The following is a 21,086-nucleotide window of genomic DNA, read 5'->3' on the forward strand; positions in this document are numbered from 1 at the left end:
CTAAAACCCATCATGAAGATGGCGGATGACTCAGATCGTAAGCGATACGGCTCAACTCCAACATGGAGTAGCGGTGTTCAACGAAGTCATACACATTGCCAGACATTGCCAGCTTATAAAGGGCCACAGCGGAATTAATATCACCCTGCGCCTGATAGCGTTTGGCAAGATAGAAGTAACCTTCGCAGAGTCGTTCTGCAAGCTGAGCATTATCCGTACTGGTGTTCATCACCTCACGGAAGAAAGCTTCTTCACTGATATCATTTAGGTACATTCTTGCCAGCAACCAGCCCCAATCAAGCTTATCTGATCGGTCATAGCGCGCTCTCAGACCCTGCTGCGCTTTTTCCGGGCCATCTTTTTCTAGCTCAGCAAGATACAGCCACAATGCGCGGTAGGCGTCATTCTCGTTATCGTTGTAGTGCTTGAGTAGATCGCGGACAGCCAGTTCGTAACGGCCGCCGTAATACAAAGCAATACCGCGGTTTCGCTCAGCAAACTGGTGCTGCTCGTTCAGTTCAAGGCTGGAGTCGAAAGCTTCATAGGCGGCGTCATACATACCACTTTGGGTAAAGTAGACACCCAGAATGTTAAATACATCCGGCTGAGCAGGGTTATAGGAAAGTGAACGGTTAAAATCCAGACGAGCCAAGTCTCGAAGACCCAGACTGTCATTAATCAGGCCACGCTCGTAGAAAAGCTGCGCCCTGTCTTTTTCGGTTAAGTCATCACGCAGTAAAATTTGGTCGATACGCGCCAGCTGCACTTCCTGCTGCGTGGTTGGCTGCAGTGGCACCGCCATTGGCAGCATATGCCAAGGCTGGCTGTTGTTCACTGAGTTGCCCGAAGTCACACAGCCTGATAACAGCAGTGCAGAGCCTAGAACCGTCAGTGGCAGCCAGTTAAGTTTTCGCATTAGCGCTTCTCTCCTGAAAAACAAAAAGGGGGCATTGCCCCCTTTGTTATACCGTGTTTCACGCTAAAGCGTAAACCGTTATGCGTCAGCTTCTGGTTGTGCGTCAGTTTCTGAAGCTTCCGGCGCTTGCTCTACCGCTTCTTTCATTGACAGGCGGATACGACCCTGACGGTCGATTTCCAGAACCTTAACCTGTACTTCCTGACCCATTTCAACGTAGTCAGACACCTTCTCGATGCGCTTATCAGCAACTTGAGAAATGTGTACCAGGCCTTCTTTGGTGCCGATAACAGACACGAAGCAACCGAAGTCTACGATACGGGTAACTTTACCAGTGTAGATACGACCTACTTCCACTTCTGCAGTCAGCGCTTCGATACGCGCGATAGCCGCTTTCGCTTTCTCGCCGTCGGTTGCTGCGATCTTCACAGTACCGTCGTCTTCAATTTCGATAGTGGTTTCAGTTTCTTCAGTCAGCGCACGGATAACCGCACCGCCTTTACCGATAACATCTTTGATCTTCTCTGGGTTGATCTTGATGGTATGGATACGTGGTGCGAACTCAGAGATATCATCACGTGCAGAAGAGATAGCCTGATCCATTACGCTCAGGATGTGCAGACGCGCACCTTTTGCTTGATTCAGAGCGATCTGCATGATCTCTTTGGTGATACCTTCGATCTTGATGTCCATCTGCAGTGCAGTCACACCGTCGTCAGTACCCGCAACTTTGAAATCCATGTCGCCCAGGTGGTCTTCGTCACCCAGGATGTCAGACAGAACAACAAAATCTTCGCCTTCTTTCACAAGACCCATCGCGATACCCGCAACAGATTTCTTGATTGGCACACCTGCGTCCATCAGCGCCAGCGATGAACCACAAACAGAAGCCATTGAAGAAGAACCGTTAGATTCAGTGATTTCAGATACTACGCGAACTGTGTACGGGAACTCTTCCTGAGATGGCATCACTGACTGGATACCACGCTTCGCCAGTTTACCGTGGCCGATTTCGCGACGCTTAGGAGAGCCAACAAAGCCGGTCTCACCTACACAGTATGGAGGGAAGTTGTAATGGAACAGGAAGTTATCCGTTGTTTCACCAGTGATTGAGTCGATGATTTGCGCATCGCGCTGAGTACCCAGAGTTGCCGTTACCAGCGCCTGAGTTTCACCACGGGTGAACAGTGAAGAACCGTGGGTACGCGGCAGAACGCCAGTACGAACGTCCAGCGCACGAACCATGTCTTTCTCACGGCCGTCGATACGTGGTTCACCAGCAATGATGCGGCTACGTACTACGTTCTTCTCAAGGCTGTAAAGCATGCCTTGGATTTCGCGTGCGTCCAGCGTCTCGTCTTGCTCAAGCAGTTGCTCTTTTACGCTTGACTTGATTTCGCCAACACGGTCGTAACGCGCCATTTTCTCAGTGATTTGGTACGCTTCGATGAATTGTGCCTCAGCCAGTTCAGCAACACGCGCTTTCAGCTCAGTGTTTACTTCCGGAGCAGTCCAATCCCAAGCTGGAGTAGCAACTTCTGCTGCGAACTCGTTGATAGCTTGAATAACCACTTGCTGTTGATCGTGACCGAACACAACCGCTTGCAGCATTTGCTCTTCAGACAGACGGTCAGCTTCTGATTCAACCATCAGAACTGCGCCTTCAGTACCAGCAACAACCAGATCCAGACGGCTGTTCTCAAGCTCAGTGTTGCTTGGGTTCAGTACCAACTCATCGTTGATGAAACCAACGCGTGCAGCACCGATTGGGCCGTTGAATGGGATGCCAGAAATCGCCAGCGCCGCAGAAGTACCAATCATGGTCACGATGTCTGGGCTAACGTTCGGGTTTACAGAAACCACAGTCGCGATAACCTGCACTTCGTTTTTGAAGTTGTCAGGGAACAGCGGACGGATTGGACGGTCGATCAGACGCGCAGTCAGGGTCTCACCTTCAGAAGGACGACCTTCGCGCTTGAAGAAACCACCTGGGATTTTACCTGCCGCGTAAGTACGCTCTTGGTAGTTAACAGTCAGTGGGAAGAAGTCTTGACCTTCAACCGCTTCTTTTTTACCAACAACAGAAACGAATACCGAAGTATCGTCCATGCTAACCATAACTGCAGCAGTCGCCTGGCGAGCCATTACGCCAGTTTCCAAAGTCACGGTGTGGTTACCGTACTGGAACGTTTTTACGATTGGATTCACGAGAGATTCCTTGTAGTTGTGCGCGAATACGCGCGGTTTTACTTTTCTTTCAAAGGTCTCACCAATCGCGACTAATGAGAAAGTTTTCGCCTTGGCTGGAAAGCTTTCTCAATAGTCGCGACCTGATGGTCGACTTCGTTGACTGTGAGTCCGATGAAAGCGCCAACATTATACACGGCTACACGATGAACGGTAACGTGAGACCGTAAGTTTCGTGCGTAAATGCCACAAAAATCTACGGATGTTGAAGGTTTATCCACAATTGCCCTTTTAAGCATTGTGAGGGAAGCGCACCGAAGGCTAAGCCTAGTCGAAGGGAGGAGGTTTCGGGGAGCAAAAACGAGAAAAGGAGCCACAAGGGCTCCTTTTCGGAATGCGATACTTAAAAGCCAGAGGCTTATTAGCGGCGCAGACCCAGACGCTTGATCAGATCCAGGTAACGGTCAGCATCTTTACCTTTCAGGTAGTCAAGAAGCTTACGACGGCGAGAAACCATGCGCAGCAGACCGCGACGGCTGTGGTGGTCACCTTTGTGCTCAGCGAAGTGGCCTTGCAGGTGGTTGATAGAAGCAGTCAGCAGAGCTACTTGTACTTCTGGAGAACCAGTGTCGTTTGCGCCTTGCGCGTATTCAGCAACGATTGCTGCTTTAGTTTCTGCATTCAGAGACATAGTCTTTTCCTAAATGTAAAAGGTTTTAATTTGTGTCAGCCAATCTCTGATTCAGCCGACACCCGAGGCGGCGAATTCTACAGCGATTCCCAACATAAGGCAACCGCTGCAGGCTTCATCACGCCATAAATTTATACGTCGTGCGTACGCACCAAACGGCGCGGCTTCAACATGCCTTCAGCATCGATTTCACCGACACCGATAAAGGTATTGTCTTCACCCATGGTCACACGGACGACTTCGCCTTCAGCTGGCGCATTGGGGATTTGAACCGCCTGACCTTGCAGTGCGTAACTCGCCACCACTGGCAGCAGGTTCACTTCACGCAAATCCTGTACAGCAGTATCCAATGGCAGAAGCAGTGGATCCAGCAGCTCACGCGGCTGAATGTCTTGCTCGCGCGCTTGTTCAAGCAGTGCTTCCAGCTGCTCAAGCGTCACCATTTTCTCATATGGATAGCCTGAAACGCCGGTACGGCGCAGCATAGTCACGTGCGCACCACAGCCCAGCATCTCGCCCAGATCGTCAACGATAGTGCGGATGTAAGTGCCCTTCGAGCAATGGACTTCCATCTCGACTTCCTGGCCTTCAAAGCGCAGCAGCGAGATTTCGTACACAGTGATCTTACGGGCTTCACGCGGTACTTCAATGCCTTTGCGTGCGTATTCGTACAGCGGCTTACCCTCGTACTTCAATGCCGAAAACATAGAAGGAACCTGCATGGTTTCACCGCGGAACGACGCAATGCTGCGCTCCAGATCACCCATGTTCACTTTCACTTCACGGGTTTCAACCACTTCACCGTCAGAGTCTGAGGTGTTCGTGCGCTCGCCAAGCTTGGCAATCACACGGTAGCGCTTGTCAGAATCGAGAAGGAACTGCGAGAACTTGGTCGCTTCACCGAAGCAAATTGGCAGCATACCGGTTGCCAATGGATCCAACGCACCGGTATGGCCTGCTTTTTCAGCGAAGTAGATGTTTTTTACTTTCTGTAGTGCGGAGTTCGATGTAATGCCTGTCGGCTTATCCAGCAGGATAATGCCGTCGACAGGGCGTCCGCGACGACGAGGACGGCGACCCATTACTCTTCTTCTCCGTTTTCATCCACACGGCGCTCTTCGTCTGATTTCACGGCTTGAGAAACCAAGTTGGAGATACGCATACCTTCGGTCAGTGATTCATCAAAGAAGAAAGTAATTTCAGGAGTGACACGCAGACGAATCGCTTTGCCCAGCAGGCTTCGGATGTAGCCAGTTGCTTCTTGAAGCGCTTCCAGACCGCCTTGCGGGGTTTGCTCACCCATCGTCAGGAAAGTCACGAATACTTTTGCGTAAGCCAGGTCCCGGGACACTTCGACGCCGGAAACTGTGACCATACCAATGCGTGGGTCTTTAATTTCGCGTTGCAGGATCAGGGCAATTTCTTTTTGCAGCTGCTGCGACACGCGTTGAGTGCGGCTAAATTCTTTTGCCATAACGCTCTTCTCTCATAAGAAATGGGGGGAAAGCGCTGAGCACTTCCCCCCATGGTGTTTATAAACAACCTGTTACAGTCGGTTATTATTCGATAGTACGTTTCACTTCGACGATTTCGAACACTTCGATTTGGTCGCCTACACGTACATCGTTGTAGTTCTTAACGCCGATACCACACTCGTAACCTTTCGCCACTTCTTGTACGTCGTCTTTGAAGCGACGCAGTGACTCAAGTTCACCTTCGTAGATAACCACGTTATCGCGCAGTACGCGGATTGGGTTGTTACGCTTGATGGTACCTTCAGTAACCATACAGCCTGCAATTGCGCCCAGTTTCGGTGATTTAAACACGTCACGTACTTCTGCCAGACCCATGATTTCTTGTTTGAACTCAGGTGCCAGCATGCCGCTCATCGCTTGTTTAACTTCGTCAATCAGTGCATAAATCACTAGTAGTAACGAAGATCCAGGCTTTCAGTGTCGATGGTCTTACGTGCAGATGCATCAGCACGTACGTTAAAGCCAACCAGAATCGCGTTCGATGCTGCTGCCAGTACTGCGTCAGTTTCAGTGATTGCGCCCACACCAGAGCCAACAATCTTCACTTTCACTTCGTCAGTAGACAGTTTCACCAGTGAGTCAGCAATCGCTTCAACCGAACCTTGTACGTCTGCTTTCAGAACGATGTTCAGTTCAGACACTTCGCCTTCAGCCATGTTAGAGAACATGTTCTCCAGCTTCGCTTTCTGCTGGCGAGCCAGTTTCACGTCGCGGAACTTGCCTTGGCGGTACAGTGCAACTTCACGTGCTTTACGCTCGTCACGTACAACAGTTGCTTCGTCACCCGCTTGAGGAACACCTGACAGACCCAGTATCTCCACAGGGATAGAAGGACCTGCTTCTTCAATCTCTTTACCGTTCTCGTCGCGCATCGCACGAACACGACCATATTCCAGGCCACACAGAACGATATCGCCACGCTTCAGTGTACCTTCCTGAACCAGAACAGTTGCTACCGGACCACGGCCTTTATCCAGACGTGATTCAACAACCACACCACTCGCCATGCCGTCGCGTACTGCTTCAAGTTCCAGAACTTCTGATTGCAGCAGGATAGCTTCCAGCAGCGCATCAATGTTCAGACCTTGCTTCGCAGAAACGTGAACAAACATGTTCTCGCCGCCCCAGTCTTCCGGGATAACGTTGTGCTGTGCCAGCTCATTCTTCACTTGATCTGGGTTAGCCGCTTCTTTATCGATCTTGTTCACTGCAACAATCAGAGGAACTTCAGCCGCTTTCGCGTGCTGGATTGCCTCGATAGTCTGTGGCATTACGCCATCGTCTGCAGCAACAACAAGAACAACGATGTCCGTTGCTTTCGCACCACGAGCACGCATAGACGTAAACGCTGCGTGTCCAGGAGTATCCAGGAAGGTGATCATGCCATTGTCGGTTTCAACGTGGTATGCACCAATGTGCTGGGTAATACCACCCGCTTCGCCCGATGCAACGTGCGCTTTACGGATGTAGTCCAGCAGCGACGTCTTACCGTGGTCAACGTGACCCATGATAGTAACAACTGGCGCGCGTGGTTCACGAACCGCATCACCGTCACGATCTGACAGTACTGCTTCTTCCAGCTCGTTTTCTTTGCGAAGAACAACCTTATGGCCCATTTCTTCAGCAACCAGTTGTGCGGTTTCCTGATCAATAACCTGGTTGATGGTTGCCATAGCACCCATCTTCATCATGGCCTTGATCACTTCCGTCGCTTTAACCGCCATCTTGTTAGCCAGTTCAGCAACAGTGATGGTTTCACCGATTTCTACGTCACGGTTAACTTTCTGCGCAGGTCGTTGGAAGCCGTGCTGCATAGAGGTTGGCTTAGCCATACGGCCTTTGATCTTTCCACCCTTACCACCGCGTGGACGAGAAGATGAAGAGTCATCTTTCTCTTGTGCAGACTTTTTCTTCTTACGACGACGTGGTGCAGCTTCTTGACGGCGATCTGCCTCATCTTCTGCTTCACGTGCGTATTTCGACGTCGTGGTGTGGTGATCAGCTGTTTCCATTACTTCAACAGCAGCTGCGTCTTGTTGACTCCAGCGCTCTTCGTTCAATTCTGCCATTTTGCGTGCCTCTTCTAGCTGGCGCTGACTTTCTTCTTCAGCTTTACGCTTGGCTTCCTCTTCCTGGCGACGCTTGAGTTCATCAGCTTCTTTCTTTGCTTGCGCCTCAGCTGCTTCACGAGCTGCGGTTTCTTCCGCAGTTTCGTTCGAAGCTTTTGCTTTCTCAGCCGCAATACGTGCTTTTTCTTCTGCTTCGCGCTTGGCCTTCTCTTTAGCCTCACGTTTCGCTTTCTCTTCAGCTTCACGTTTCGCTACTTCTTCAGCTTCACGACGTGCCTTTTCCTCGGCTTCGCGTTGTGCTGCTTCTTCAGCTTCACGTTGTGCAGCTTCCTGAGCTACACGCTGTTCTTCCAGTTCACTGCGCTTCACGTAGGTGCGCTTTTTGCGCACTTCTACCTGAACATCCTTACTCTTTCCGCCAGCACCTGAAACACTCAATGTGCTGCGTTTTTTGCGCTGTAACGTCAGTCGAGTTGGAGCGCTACCATCATCACCATGCTCACGCTTAAGGTGAGACAGTAAGGTTTGTTTCTCATCTTGGCTTACATTGTCGTCTGCCGATTTCTGAATGCCTGCATCTTGAAATTGCTTCAGCAAACGTTCTACCGGCGTGTCAATTTCGCTCGCCAGTGCTTTAACTGTAACCTCTGACATTCTGCTCCTCCTTTGCTGCGCTTAAGCTTCGTCGCTGAACCAGCAAATATTGCGCGCAGCCATAATCAGCTCGCCCGCTTTAACTTCATCCATTCCCTCGATATCCAGAAGATCATCTGTGCCTTGGTCAGCCAGATCTTCCAGAGTGCAAACGCCTTTCGACGCCAGGCGGAACGCCATTTCACGCTCCAAACCTTCCAGACCAAGCAAGTCTTCTGCCGGTTCTGCACCATCAAGGATTTCTTCTTTTGCCAACGCAATAGTGGTCAGTGCTTCTTTCGCACGGTTACGCAATTCATCAACGGTGTCTTCATCCAGACCATTGATTTCCAGTAGCTCTGCTGCTGGTACGTAAGCCACTTCTTCCAGCGTCGTGAAACCTTCTTCAACCAGCACTGCAGCGAAGTCTTCATCGATGTCCAGATGTTTGCTGAACAGTTCGATAGACTGACCTGCTTCTTCCTGGTGTTTCTTCTGAAGATCTTCCACGGTCATTACGTTCAATTCCCAGCCTGTCAGCTGAGACGCCAAACGTACGTTTTGACCGTTACGGCCGATAGCCTGTGCCAGATTGTCAGCTTCAACAGCGATATCCATCGTGTGGGTGTCTTCATCCACAATGATGGAAGCAACGTCTGCTGGTGCCATTGCGTTGATAACGAATTGCGCTGGGTTATCGTCCCACAGCACGATGTCGATACGTTCGCCGCCCAACTCACCAGATACTGCCTGTACACGCGCACCACGCATACCCACACACGCACCTACTGGGTCGATACGCTTGTCGTTGGTTTTCACCGCGATTTTTGCACGAGAGCCCGGGTCACGAGCCGCGCCCATCACTTCGATCATCTCTTCGCCGATTTCTGGCACTTCAATGCGGAACAGTTCGATCAGCATTTCTGGCTTTGAACGGGTCATGAAAAGCTGGAAACCGCGCGCTTCTGGGCGTACAGCATACAGCAAACCACGAACGCGGTCGCCTGGGCGGAAGTTTTCACGTGGCAGTTGATCGTCACGCTGGATTGCCGCTTCTGCGTTGTTACCCAGGTCAACGATAATCACATCGCGGTTAACTTTCTTAACCACACCGGTGATCAGCTCACCTTCGTTGTCCATGAACTGCTCAACCACTTGAGCACGCTCTGCTTCACGTACTTTCTGCACGATCACTTGCTTAGCAGTTTGGGTTGTGATGCGGTCGAACGTCACTGATTCGATTTCATCTTCAACGAAACCACCCAGATCCAGTGTCTCATCTTCAAATTGTGCCGCTTCCAACGTGATTTCACGGGTCGGTAGCGCCACTTCTTCTACCACCAACCAGCGGCGGAAGGTGTCAAACTCACCAGTTTTACGATCGATAGCAACACGTACATCGATGTCAGCTTCGTATTTTTTCTTTGTAGCTGTAGCCAGCGCCGTTTCCAGTGCTTCAAAAATGCGCTCACGTGGAACTGCTTTTTCGTTGGATACCGCTTCTACGACAGCCAAGATTTCTTTGTTCATGAACTAATGCCTCATTTAACCTTAAAATGAAGGAACCAGGTTGGCCTTGGCGATATTGCTCAGGGCGAACGCTTCTTCGTTGCCATCGACCTTGATGGTGACGGTTTCGCCTTCGACAGAAAGAATTTCACCTTTCCACTTGCGGCGGTTCTGCATGGCCATCTTCAGCACAATGTTCACTTCGTGGCCAACAAAGCGCTGATAATGTTCTGCTTTAAACAGTGGTCGCTCCAAGCCAGGAGACGACACTTCCAGGTTGTAAGCCACTGTAATTGGATCTTCGACGTCCATTACTGCACTAACCTGGCGGCTAACTTCAGCACAGTCTTCAACTGTGATGCCGTTTTCGTGATCAATATAGATACGAAGGGTGGAGTGTTGTCCCGCACGAACAAACTCGAGCCCGACCAGTTCGTAATCTAATGCCTCTACAGGCGCTTCAAGCAAGGCGTGAAGCTGTTTCTCTAGTCCGGTCATACAAACCCCAGAAATAAAAAAAGGGCCTAAAAGCCCAGTTATCCATCCGAATGGTCATCTTCAGATAACAAAAACCCCGAATGTCGGGGTTTAATGTAACTGGACCCTGATGTCATGATTTCTCATGACCAGTGACTGTTTTGGTCTCTATAAACAATCACCTCAAAGTGGTTGCGGGGGCCGGATTTGAACCGACGACCTTCGGGTTATGAGCCCGACGAGCTACCAAGCTGCTCCACCCCGCGTCCGAACGGCGCACATTATATCGTCGCCTCATGCACTAATTCAAGTGCGATGGCCTTATTCAGGACTTTTAAATTGGTGCTGAGAGCGGGACTTGAACCCGCACGCCTGTTAAGGCACTGCCCCCTCAAGACAGCGTGTCTACCAATTCCACCACCTCAGCGAAAGGTATTAGTTCGGGATGTCGCTGTTGTTACCAGCAGCTGGCACATCACCTGACTGGATCTGTTCCACTGGAACACTCAAGTCATCATATTCTCCGCCGGCATTGGTCTGCTTTGCAGTCAGATTACCTAGTACTAGGCTGAGAATAAAAAATATCGTCGCGAAGATCGCGGTCATTCGGGTGAGGAAGTTTCCAGAGCCGCCAGAGCCAAACACAGTGTTTGATGCCCCAGCCCCAAATGAGGCTCCCATATCTGCGCCTTTACCTTGTTGAACCAGAACCAGGCCAATAACAGCAAGTGCGGCCAACAGATAAATCACAAGTAGAATTTCGTACATGGGTTCCACCTATGTTCCAAATTGTTGAGCCAGATGACCATTTCAAGCTCACCAGCGCAACTCCCATCATTGGGAGCGGGAGAATACTAACGAATGCCAGCAGGTGAAACAAGTGAAAAATGCAAAAAAACAGCACTTTTCATTTCGTTTGCACATCTTGTAACCAACCGGACACTCCCGCCCCATAACTATCCTTGTAAGGACTTTGAAATTAGCAGTTTGCTTTCACTGCATCTGCAATTTCTAATGCGTAGGCTTTTACGTCTTCCGCATTTTCGCCTTCCACCATAACGCGGATCAGCGGTTCAGTACCAGACTTACGCAACAACACGCGACCTGTCTCGCCAAGTTTGGCTTCTACAGACGCTTTCGCTGACAGCACGGCGTCGGACTCCAGAGGATCGCTGTCACCACTAAAACGCACGTTTTCTAGTACTTGTGGGAACATGCTCATGCCATCGCACAACTCTTTCAGCGACATGCCAGTACCGACAACACTTGCCAACACTTGCAACGCCGCAACAATCGCATCTCCGGTCGTCACTTTATCCAGCAAAATAACATGACCTGAGTTTTCCGCACCGATCGTCCATCCGTTTTCCAACAGCTTTTCCATCACATAGCGGTCGCCCACTTTGGCTCGGGTAAATGGAATGCCAAGATTTTTCAGTGCCACTTCCATGCCCATGTTGGTCATCAACGTGCCCACTACCCCGCCTTTCAGTTCACCGCGGCGCAGTGACTCTCGGGCGATGATATAAGCGATCTGATCACCATCAACTTTGTTACCCTCATGGTCAACCATGATGACTCGGTCACCGTCACCATCGAAGGCGATACCCAGCATAGCTTGCTCTTCTACTACACGAGCCTGAAGCGCACGTACATCAGTTGCACCTACTTTATCGTTGATATTGGTACCATTCGGCTCAACACCCATTGCGATGACATCTGCACCCAGCTCTTTAAACACGGAGGGTGCAATGTGGTAGGTCGCACCGTGGGCACAATCGATAACAATCTTCATACCCTTAAGGTTCATCTCGGAAGGGAAAGTGCCTTTACAGAATTCGATATAACGGCCTGCAGCATCGACAATACGTTTCGCCTTACCCAACTGCGCCGACTCTACACAGGTCAGTGGCTTTTCAAGCTCGGCTTCAATCGCAAGCTCGATTGCATCCGGCAGTTTGGTTCCTTCTGAAGAGAAGAACTTGATGCCGTTATCGTAATAAGGGTTGTGTGAAGCTGAAATCACAATCCCCGCTTCAGCGCGAAACGTTTGCGTTAGGTAGGCAATGGCAGGAGTTGGCATTGGCCCTGTAAAAGCAGCCTGCAGTCCCGCAGCTGAGAGTCCTGCTTCCAACGCTGATTCCAGCATGTAGCCAGAAATACGCGTGTCTTTACCAATCAGTACTTTCTTGGTGCCCTGCTGGCTCAGTACGCGACCCGCCGCCCAGCCAAGCTTAAGGATGAAATCAGGCGTGATTGGGAATTGGCCCACTTTACCGCGGACACCGTCAGTGCCGAAGTACTTACGTTCTGTCATTGTGTATCTCCAAATAAACCAGCTGCTTCTCGCATTGTATTCACAACACGGACGACATCAGAGGTTTCAGCCACGTCATGAACGCGGATGATTTGAGCCCCTTTCATCGCAGCTATGGTGGCGCAAGCTAAGCTCCCCCCGAGAATCTCGGTCGGGGATTTTTCTAATAATTTAAAAATCATAGACTTTCGTGACATTCCCGCCAGAACTGGCAGGCCAAATTGATGAAAGTCATCCAGCTTTGCTAGGAGCTGGTAGTTATGTGTCAGTGTTTTCCCGAAGCCAAATCCGGGGTCGAGAATGATTTTTTCCCGCGCGATCCCAACATGTTCACAGGCCGAAATACGACCTTCAAAGAAGGTGAAAATATCGCCAAGCAGATCATCATAGGTAGGATTGGTTTGCATGGTGCGCGGTTGCCCCTGCATGTGCATCAAACAAACTGGTACGTTGGCTTTAGCCGCTTCTTCCAAAGCCAGCGGCTCTTGAAGTGCACGGACGTCGTTGATGATATCAGCACCGGAGGCTACTGCTTCACGCATGACTGCTGCTTTACTGGTATCTATGGATATACAGCAGTCAAAGCGAGAACGAATAGCTTCAATAGCAGGAATCACACGTTCCAACTCGTCCTCCAAGGAAACGTCTGCGGCCCCAGGACGGGTCGATTCACCACCGATATCGAGTATGGTTGCACCCGCTTTCAACATAGCTTCTGCATGCTTTAGCGCTGTATCCAGTCGATTGAATTTTCCACCGTCAGAAAACGAATCCGGTGTCACATTGAGGATTCCCATTACCTGTGGTGAAGACAGATCGAGAGTTTTGTTTTTGCTGACGAGTTTCATATGAAGGCTTTGTTCGGGAAGATAATTTTCTACAGATAAAAGAAAAACCCCGAGTTATCCCGGGGTTTTGTCGGTATGAGTCACCAATTACGCTTCCGACTTGCCGTCTGGGTCGACTGACTTATTGCCAGACTCGACATCATCAGAGGAAGGAGGAACGTCAGATGTTTTCGCTTCAGCACTTGGCTTGGTCGGTGTATTGTCTGAACTGTCGTCAGCTGACCAGCCCGCTGGCTCTCGCACTGGGCGACGCGCCATCAGGTCATCAATTTGCGCCGCATCAATAGTTTCGTACTTCATCAGCGCATCTTTCATGGCATGCATGATGTCCATGTTTTCTTCGATGATCTTACGGGCACGCAGGTAGTTGCGGTCAATCAGTTCACGAATTTCACCATCGATAAGACGAGCTGTCTCATCAGACATGTGCTTGCTCTGTGTCACTGAGCGACCCAGGAACACTTCACCTTCGTCTTCTGCATACAGCAGTGGACCTAATTTCTCAGAGAAGCCCCATTGAGTCACCATCTTACGGGCGATATCTGTCGCTCGCTCGATGTCGTTAGATGCACCGGTAGACACTTTGTCTACACCGTAAATGAGCTCTTCAGCCAGTCGGCCACCGTACAGGCTTGAAATCATCGACTCCAAGTGTTGACGGGACATACTGACACGGTCTTGCTCGGGCAGGTACATGGTTACACCCAGCGCACGTCCACGTGGGATGATAGAGACCTTGTACACAGGATCGTGCTCAGGCACCAGACGACCAACAACAGCGTGACCCGCTTCGTGGTATGCCGTTGATTCTTTGGTCTCTTCAGACATCACCATAGACTTGCGCTCTGCGCCCATCATAATTTTGTCTTTCGCCAGTTCAAACTCAACCATTGAAACAACGCGCTTGTTACCACGCGCAGCAAACAGTGCTGCTTCGTTGACAAGATTAGCCAGATCTGCACCCGAGAAACCTGGGGTACCACGAGCAATCAGTGAAGCTTCAACATCACTGCCCAATGGCACTTTACGCATGTGAACTTTCAGGATCTGCTCACGACCACGAACATCTGGCAAACCAACAACAACTTGGCGGTCGAAACGGCCAGGACGCAACAATGCAGGGTCAAGAACGTCTGGACGGTTAGTCGCTGCAATAACAATGATGCCTTCGTTACCTTCAAAGCCATCCATTTCAACCAGCATTTGGTTCAGGGTTTGCTCACGCTCATCGTGACCACCGCCCAAACCAGCACCACGCTGGCGACCGACTGCGTCGATCTCATCAATGAAGATGATACATGGTGATGCCTTCTTCGCTTGTTCGAACATGTCACGCACACGCGATGCACCCACACCCACGAACATTTCAACGAAGTCAGAACCAGAAATGGTGAAGAAAGGTACTTTTGCCTCACCGGCAATAGCTTTTGCCAGCAGAGTTTTACCTGTACCTGGAGGACCAACCATCAGGACACCGGTCGGAATCTTACCGCCCAGCTTCTGGAAACGGCTTGGGTCGCGCAGGTAATCAACCAGCTCTTTGACGTCTTCTTTTGCTTCGTCACAACCAGCAACGTCTGCGAAAGTCGTTTTGATTTGCTCTTCGCTCATCATGCGCGCTTTTGACTTACCAAAAGACATCGCACCTTTGCCACCGCCGCCTTGCATCTGGCGCATGAAGAAAATCCACACCCCGATAAGCAGCAGCATTGGGAACCAAGAGATGAAGATAGACGCAAGAATGCTTGGTTCTTCAGGCGGTGTACCACGTACCTGAACTTTCGCGTTGATCAGATCGTCAAGAAGCTTAGGGTCTTGAAGTACAGGCATATACGTGACATAGCCAGTGCCATCACGACGTGTCACTTTCAGTTCGCGGTTATCGAACTGTACATCCTGTATTTTATCCTGTCCTATCTCTTGGACGAACGTTGTGTAGTCGACTTGACGGCCAGCACTGTCGCCTGGTCCAAAACTTTGGAACACAGACATCAATACAACAGCGATAACCAGCCATAAAATCAAGTTTTTTGCCATGTCACTCAAGGTGTTAGCCCCGCAAAAACTATATTAATAATGGTAGAGTACTACAGTTTATACCCTGTAGCCACAATGTAGACCTCACGCGAGCGCGCACGGGAGGAATCAGGTTTGCGGATTTTCACCGCTTTAAACATCTTACGCACTTCGGCCAAGTACTGATCAAAGCCTTCACCTTGGAAAACCTTAACAATAAATGAACCATTCGGTGCCAAGACTTCACGACACATATCCAATGCAAGCTCAACAAGATACATGGCTCGTGGTTGGTCAGACGCTAAATTACCGCTCATGTTAGGTGCCATGTCTGACATCACCACATCCACCATGTCCGGTTGGATACGGTCAAGTAACGCATTCAGCACCGCTTCTTCACGGAAATCGCCTTGCAAGAAGGCCACGCCTGGAAGCGAGTCCATAGGCAGAATATCACAGGCAATCACCTGTCCACTATCACCGACTTGCTCTACTGCGTATTGAGACCAACCGCCAGGAGCGGCACCCAAATCCACAATCGTCATGCCCGGTTTTAGCAGTTTATCCTTACCCTGGATTTCATCGAGCTTAAAAATGGCTCGGGAACGAAAGCCTTTTTTCTGGGCCTCTTGAACATATTTATCATCAAAATGTTCTTTCAACCAGCGACCAGAGCTCGCTGAGTGTTTCTTTTTGCTCATGTTTTACCTAGCCCACAATACTGCCACAAATTTCTTGCGGTCGATTCAGGGGGATATTTGTTCAGTTTGGATAGAGATGGCGGTAGAATGTCACGTTTTCAACCCCGATAAAACAATAAATCGAGTCATCAATGAATCTAAGCACAAAACAAAAACAGTATCTGAAAGGTCTTGCACACAACCTGAAGCCGGTTGTACTCATGGGTGCGAATGGCCTGACAGAAGCCGTGCTTGCTGAGATTGAAATCGCTCTCGATCATCACGAATTGATCAAGGTGAAAGTGGCATCAGAAGATCGCGACACTAAGAACCTGATTGTAGACGCAATCGTTCGTGAAACTAAAGCAGAGAAAGTACAGGTTATCGGTAAAGTTCTGGTTCTGTACCGTCAAAGCGAAGAGCGCAAGATCGAATTGCCACGCAAATAAAAAAGGCCGCTTAGCGGCCTTTTTTACGTATAGTGCCTGTAACAATCGCTAACATTTTTATCGACGGCAGGCATCCAACCTTTAAACGTATTCTACGCTATCAATCTCAAACTCTTTCACACCGCCCGGCACAGTGATTGACACTTCATCACCTTCTTCTTTACCGATAAGGCCACGTGCAATTGGTGAGTTGATAGAAATCAGGTTCTGCTTGATGTCCGCCTCGTCGTCACCCACGATTTGGTAAGTCACCTCATCATCAGTGTTGCAGTCAATCAGCGTTACAGTAGAACCGAAGATAACTTTGCCGTTGTTTGGCATCTTCGCAATGTCGATCACCTGAGCGACAGAAAGCTTGTACTCGATATCACGGATTTGTGCTTCACAAATGCCTTGCTCTTCGCGAGCCGCGTGGTACTCCGCATTCTCTTTCAGGTCACCAAGTTCGCGAGCTTCTGCAATCGCTTGAGTAATAAGCGGACGGCGTTTCAACAGGCGATCCAGCTCTTCTCTCAATTGCTGTTCGCCACGCACAGTCATTGGTACTTTATCCATAAATGACATTACCTCTGTGACCAAAACCATATGTTTTGGCAAAAACAAAGCCACGCCCAGACGGAGTTTGAGCGCAGCCAACGAATTACTTTCATCTCAGTGTAAACAAGTTATCTGTTCAGGTCACCAACGATTTGAAAGCCTAGCTTCCCAAAATCGTGAGCGGAAAAGCTGAAACATACTTTAGAGCGCAATTCCCAAACGCATGTCACATATTAAACCAACAACTTAGAGATTTATTTCGCAATTAAATATAAAAAATTCTAAATCACCCAGCACCCAATGAACTTTACGAAGAAGCCATAAACAACTGTTATTAAAGATATTTCCAATCCATACTCACATAAAAAACAGTGTTTTCTATTTGTTTTTTGATTGTTTTACTAACAGTCCCAAATCGGGAGCGGTTACAAACAAGGCATCGCGACGTTTGGAGATAACGTCACGAAAATCAAATTCATATAAAGGACAACGTAATGAACAAAAAGTTGATTGCTCTTGCTGTAGCTGCTGTAGCTTCTACCTCTGTTTCTGCTGCTGAAATTTTTAACGACGGCACTTCTTCTATGGCTATCGGCGGCCGTGCGGAAGCTCGTGCAGCTATCAAAGATGGCGACATGACTGACAACAGCCGCGTACGTATCAACGTTCTGGGTACTACTCAAATCGCTGAAGGTGCATACGGTGTTGGTTTCTTCGAGCGTGAGTTCAAGTCTAACGAATCTAAAGATGAAAACCGCTACATTTACGCTGGTATCGGTACTGAGTTCGGCCTGGTAACTTACGGCCTGAATGACGGCTCTTTGGGCATGATCACAGACTTCACTGATATCATGTCTTACCACGGCGCTGGTGCGAGCTCTAAAATCGACGTTGCTGACCGTACAGACAACAACATTGCATATGTTGGTGAGTTTGGTGGTCTGACTGTTAAAGCTAACTACGTTGGCGAAAACGACTCTGTAGAGAAAGGTTACTCTCTGGGTGCGGTTTACGCGATGGACAACGGTCTGGCAATGGGTCTGGGTTATGCTGACCAAGACACCAATGCTAAGCTGACTGAAAGCCAAATCGAAGCAGCTATCTCTTACTCAATCAACAACATCTACGTTGCAGCGCTGTACAAAGATGGCGAAGAGAAACTGTCTGGCGCAAAAACTGACCTGACTGGTTACGAACTGGCTGCTGCTTACAAAATGGGTAACACCAAGTTCACTACGACTTACAACAACGCTGAATCTAAAGCTGGCTCAACTAAGTCAGACACTTACGACTCTATCGCTGTTGACGCAACTCACTACTTCAACGACAACTTCCGCACTTACGTTTCTTACAACTTCAATCTACTGAATGAAAACGAAGTTGATACTAAGAAAGATGCAGAAGACGAGCTGGTATTCGGCCTGCGTTACGACTTCTAATTCTCTGTTAAGTTAAAGACTTAATATTGAATATCAAAACGCCTACCTACGTGTAGGCGTTTTTTGTACCATACTGGATCTGCCTTCCTTGCCGGAGAATTCATGGTGCGCCTTCTTACTCTGCTATTTTTCATCTCGCTTTCTTTCTCAACTCAAGCCGTTCCGCTCAATAAAATTCAGGCAATGCTCCCCGCAGGTAGCCAATTGGCACTCTCTGTCCATGATGCCAATTCAGGCTCTGAAATTGTGTCAGTTGACGACGACATCCTTCTACCACCAGCCAGTACCCAGAAGGTGGTCACTGCGCTTGCAGCCAGCCTCTACCTCCCTAAAGACTTTGCCTTTGAAACCAAAGTTGAACAGGCTGGCAATGACGTCGTATTTACCTTTTCAGGTGATCCCACTTTAACGCGAAAAGACCTCCAGCTTATGGTTAGCGCCCTCAAAGCAAAAGGCGTGAAGCGGATCAGAGGCGATGTCTGGCTGGATGGGACTGTGTTTGCTGGCTACGAGCGAGCAGTAGGATGGCCGTGGGATATTCTGGGCGTTTGTTATAGTGCCCCTTCCAGCGCAGTTGCTTTGGAGAGAAACTGTGTTCAAGGCTCGATATACAGTGAAAAAAATCAAAAAGTCACCCGGGTCTTTGTCCCTGAACACCAGCCTGTACAAGTCAAGACTGACGCGCTCGCCGTGACCAAAAGCGAGCAGGAAGCCAATCTATGTGATTTGGAACTTCATTACGACAATAACAACCAGTACTTGCTGAGTGGATGCTTACAACATCGCTCTAACCCACTCCCCCTCAAATTTGCCGTTCAGAATCCACAAAAATATGTCGAAGATGTATTGGCTTCAGAGCTGAAAAGCGCCGCTATCAAATTGGATGGAAAGATTCGACTGGGCGCAATCAAGGGTAACCGCACTTTGCTAGCAAGACACACGTCGGATTCGCGGGATGCTCTCCTAAAAGTCATGCTGAAGCGCTCTGATAACTTGTTGGCCGACAACCTTTTAAAAACCATGGGGCACCGTTATTACGGTCAACCTGGCACCTTTGCAAACGGCGCAGCAGCGGTGAAAGCGATTTTGCAGGAGGAGGCAGGGCTGGATTTAACCCATGCAGTGATAGTTGATGGTTCTGGTTTGTCACGTAACAACCGCATGACGGCTTCTCAGCTGATGAACGTCATGCATTACGTTTATGAAAACCCGAGTCTCGGCGTGCTTTCCATGCTGCCTGTTTCAGGCGTCGATGGCACGCTAAAATACCGCTCCAGCGTACGCCATGCTCCCTTAAAGCAAAGACTCTCAGCAAAAACAGGCTCGTTATATGGCAGTTATAACCTCGCTGGCGTGCTTAAAAACGAGCAAGGTAAAGATATCTTGGTCGTGCAATTAGTGACGAACTATCACATCCCAAAATCGGATGACAGGCCAGCCAATGTCGCCAGCCCGATCACTCAATTTGAACGGGAACTTTATCAGGCTCTTCTTACGTCAAGCCTAACCACGCGTTAACAGTAACGAAATAGATTGCCATCCCACTGATATCGACCACAGAGGCTAGCACAGGGCTGACCAACACTGCAGGATCAAGCTTGAGCTTTCTTGCTACCAAAGGCAGCACTCCACCAAGGGTGGTCGAAATTGTTACTTGAATGCTCAATGCCAGGCCTATGGCTATGGCGATATCAATTAAGGTCATGCCTGCTGGCAGCGCCCTGTCATCACTGAATAACATGACCCTTGCCATGATGACGACCGCCAATGCGATAGCGATGATCGCCGCGATCCTCACTTCTTTCCACATCACGAGCAGCCATTGTCCCGGCCTGACTTCATTCATCGCCAACGCCCTCACCACCAGCGTCGCAGCTTGAGAACCAGCATTACCACCGGCAGCGGCAATGACGGGCATATAGATAGCCAGTAACACAAGCTGGCTCAATGTATCCTCGTAGTGCGAGATGATAAGTCCCGAAACAATACCAAGCAGTGCTAATCCGACAATCCAACCAATCCGTTGACGGACATGGCTCAATACCGAGTTAGTCAAGTAGTTGCCATCAGGCTCTGCTTCTGAACTGATAAGCCCAAGTCCAGTGGCAATTTGCCTCACACGCACTACCTCCCCAGTTTCAGCCAAGTCATCAAGTAGCTGTCGAACCAACGCCAGCGGACACTGATTTAATACTGCAATTGCTCACTGACAGGCATTACAGAGAGCAAGCGAACACGCTCATTGTTTTCATAGAAATAAAAAGCGCTTCTTGCTGCTTCAATTTCTCTCGCAGCAAAAGTGCTTGGCTGGTTTCCCAGCGAAGTAGCGTTCATTACCGCCATAGCGAACCTCCCGATTGGCTAGGTGTAACGACCATAGAGAAGCGACTGATTTAATTCGAAAACGTGCAGAAGCCTTTTAAAGACATACGAATACAGTCAGCTTTCTCACTCAGAATTGTCGGGAAGCACAGGGAATAAAAAGGAGCTTTAAAACGGAGCATTCCAACCGGACGGTCGAAACGCGAAATGATCACGAATGTTACCGTCTGGGAATACAGGCTTCCCTTGCAACTCGGAGGCTGGTCGATAACGTTCATGGTTTTCTCCAATTCAGTCGCAGCATTGCGACCCGTAAATTCTAAGTGGAACGCACACGAACTCAACTAAAAACAAGGCAAAAAATATCAAGGGCAAAAAACTAAAAACATAAAAAAGCCCGCCATTAAGGCGGGCAAGGAGGTTATCGTAACGGTCGGCTTACTGCCGACTCATTAGTCGCC

17 protein-coding genes, 2 tRNA genes and 2 pseudogenes are annotated in these 21,086 nt (G+C 49.4%); 4 read left to right on the plus strand and 17 right to left on the minus strand.

Annotation, left to right across the window (positions count from 1 at the left end; translation table 11 throughout):
- Positions 1–10 precede the first annotated feature (10 nt).
- A complete protein-coding gene (nlpI, locus tag G5S52_RS17820) occupies positions 11–916 on the minus strand; it encodes a lipoprotein NlpI (RefSeq protein ID WP_165016967.1) in 906 nt (301 codons plus the stop codon).
- Positions 917–994: 78 nt separating this feature from the next.
- The gene (gene pnp / locus G5S52_RS17825; RefSeq protein ID WP_165016970.1) at positions 995–3,124 is read right to left on the minus strand and encodes a polyribonucleotide nucleotidyltransferase; all 2,130 of its coding nucleotides are present in this window, start codon (positions 3,122–3,124) and stop codon (positions 995–997) included.
- 74 nt (positions 3,125–3,198) lie between these two features.
- Here pnp and G5S52_RS24240 point away from each other — a divergent pair, with 74 nt between their 5' ends.
- On the plus strand, positions 3,199–3,333 hold the full coding sequence (locus G5S52_RS24240) for a hypothetical protein (RefSeq protein ID WP_256481771.1): 135 nt from the start codon (positions 3,199–3,201) through the stop codon (positions 3,331–3,333).
- A gap of 191 nt (positions 3,334–3,524) precedes the next feature.
- Here G5S52_RS24240 and rpsO read toward each other — a convergent pair whose 3' ends face one another.
- The 13 genes and pseudogenes from rpsO to rlmE form a co-directional block, all read right to left on the minus strand.
- Positions 3,525–3,794: a 30S ribosomal protein S15 gene (gene rpsO / locus G5S52_RS17830; protein ID WP_165016974.1), complete on the minus strand. Its 270-nt coding sequence runs from the start codon at positions 3,792–3,794 to the stop codon at positions 3,525–3,527.
- A 131-nt stretch (positions 3,795–3,925) separates the two neighbouring features.
- Positions 3,926–4,876: a tRNA pseudouridine(55) synthase TruB gene (gene truB, locus G5S52_RS17835; protein ID WP_165016977.1), complete on the minus strand. Its 951-nt coding sequence runs from the start codon at positions 4,874–4,876 to the stop codon at positions 3,926–3,928.
- Positions 4,876–5,268 (minus strand): 30S ribosome-binding factor RbfA, encoded by a 393-nt coding sequence (gene rbfA, locus G5S52_RS17840; RefSeq protein ID WP_002540323.1) that lies wholly within the window; start codon positions 5,266–5,268, stop codon positions 4,876–4,878. Before rbfA ends, truB begins: the two co-directional genes overlap by 1 nt.
- Before the next feature lie 85 nt (positions 5,269–5,353).
- Positions 5,354–8,052: pseudogene (infB, locus tag G5S52_RS17845) on the minus strand (translation initiation factor IF-2).
- Between the two features lie 21 nt (positions 8,053–8,073).
- Positions 8,074–9,561, minus strand: coding sequence for a transcription termination factor NusA (nusA, locus tag G5S52_RS17850; protein ID WP_165016980.1), 1,488 nt, complete (start codon positions 9,559–9,561; stop codon positions 8,074–8,076).
- 21 nt (positions 9,562–9,582) lie between these two features.
- Positions 9,583–10,038, minus strand: a complete 456-nt coding sequence (gene rimP, locus G5S52_RS17855; RefSeq protein ID WP_002540328.1) for a ribosome maturation factor RimP — start codon at positions 10,036–10,038, stop codon at positions 9,583–9,585.
- A 168-nt stretch (positions 10,039–10,206) separates the two neighbouring features.
- Positions 10,207–10,283, minus strand: a tRNA-Met gene (locus G5S52_RS17860).
- A 74-nt stretch (positions 10,284–10,357) separates the two neighbouring features.
- Positions 10,358–10,444: transfer RNA gene (locus G5S52_RS17865), tRNA-Leu, on the minus strand.
- Between the two features lie 8 nt (positions 10,445–10,452).
- On the minus strand, positions 10,453–10,785 hold the full coding sequence (secG, locus tag G5S52_RS17870; protein WP_002540329.1) for a preprotein translocase subunit SecG: 333 nt from the start codon (positions 10,783–10,785) through the stop codon (positions 10,453–10,455).
- 211 nt (positions 10,786–10,996) lie between these two features.
- Positions 10,997–12,334: a phosphoglucosamine mutase gene (glmM, locus tag G5S52_RS17875; protein ID WP_165016996.1), complete on the minus strand. Its 1,338-nt coding sequence runs from the start codon at positions 12,332–12,334 to the stop codon at positions 10,997–10,999.
- Positions 12,331–13,182: a dihydropteroate synthase gene (gene folP, locus G5S52_RS17880; protein WP_165016999.1), complete on the minus strand. Its 852-nt coding sequence runs from the start codon at positions 13,180–13,182 to the stop codon at positions 12,331–12,333. Before folP ends, glmM begins: the two co-directional genes overlap by 4 nt.
- 87 nt (positions 13,183–13,269) lie before the next feature.
- Complete coding sequence (ftsH, locus tag G5S52_RS17885; protein ID WP_165017002.1) at positions 13,270–15,219, minus strand: ATP-dependent zinc metalloprotease FtsH; 1,950 nt, start codon at positions 15,217–15,219, stop codon at positions 13,270–13,272.
- A 50-nt stretch (positions 15,220–15,269) separates the two neighbouring features.
- A complete protein-coding gene (rlmE, locus tag G5S52_RS17890) occupies positions 15,270–15,899 on the minus strand; it encodes a 23S rRNA (uridine(2552)-2'-O)-methyltransferase RlmE (RefSeq protein ID WP_002540334.1) in 630 nt (209 codons plus the stop codon).
- 131 nt (positions 15,900–16,030) lie between these two features.
- On the opposite strand from rlmE, the gene yhbY reads away from it, so the two are divergent.
- Positions 16,031–16,327: a ribosome assembly RNA-binding protein YhbY gene (yhbY, locus tag G5S52_RS17895; RefSeq protein WP_002540335.1), complete on the plus strand. Its 297-nt coding sequence runs from the start codon at positions 16,031–16,033 to the stop codon at positions 16,325–16,327.
- 81 nt (positions 16,328–16,408) lie between these two features.
- Here yhbY and greA read toward each other — a convergent pair whose 3' ends face one another.
- Positions 16,409–16,882 (minus strand): transcription elongation factor GreA, encoded by a 474-nt coding sequence (gene greA / locus G5S52_RS17900; protein WP_197475417.1) that lies wholly within the window; start codon positions 16,880–16,882, stop codon positions 16,409–16,411.
- A 476-nt stretch (positions 16,883–17,358) separates the two neighbouring features.
- On the opposite strand from greA, the gene G5S52_RS17905 reads away from it, so the two are divergent.
- Positions 17,359–18,303 (plus strand): porin, encoded by a 945-nt coding sequence (locus G5S52_RS17905; RefSeq protein WP_165017005.1) that lies wholly within the window; start codon positions 17,359–17,361, stop codon positions 18,301–18,303.
- Positions 18,304–18,405: 102 nt separating this feature from the next.
- Positions 18,406–19,821 carry a serine-type D-Ala-D-Ala carboxypeptidase gene (dacB, locus tag G5S52_RS17910; protein ID WP_165017008.1) on the plus strand — a complete coding sequence of 472 codons (1,416 nt, stop codon included), beginning with the start codon at positions 18,406–18,408 and terminating at the stop codon, positions 19,819–19,821.
- Here dacB and G5S52_RS17915 read toward each other — a convergent pair.
- A pseudogene (locus tag G5S52_RS17915) lies at positions 19,796–20,646 on the minus strand (magnesium transporter). The gene dacB and the pseudogene G5S52_RS17915 sit on opposite strands and share 26 nt — an antisense overlap.
- Positions 20,647–21,086 lie beyond the last annotated feature (440 nt).

The organism is Grimontia sedimenti (assembly GCF_011045095.1).
Classification (GTDB): Bacteria; Pseudomonadota; Gammaproteobacteria; order Enterobacterales; family Vibrionaceae; genus Enterovibrio; species Enterovibrio sedimenti.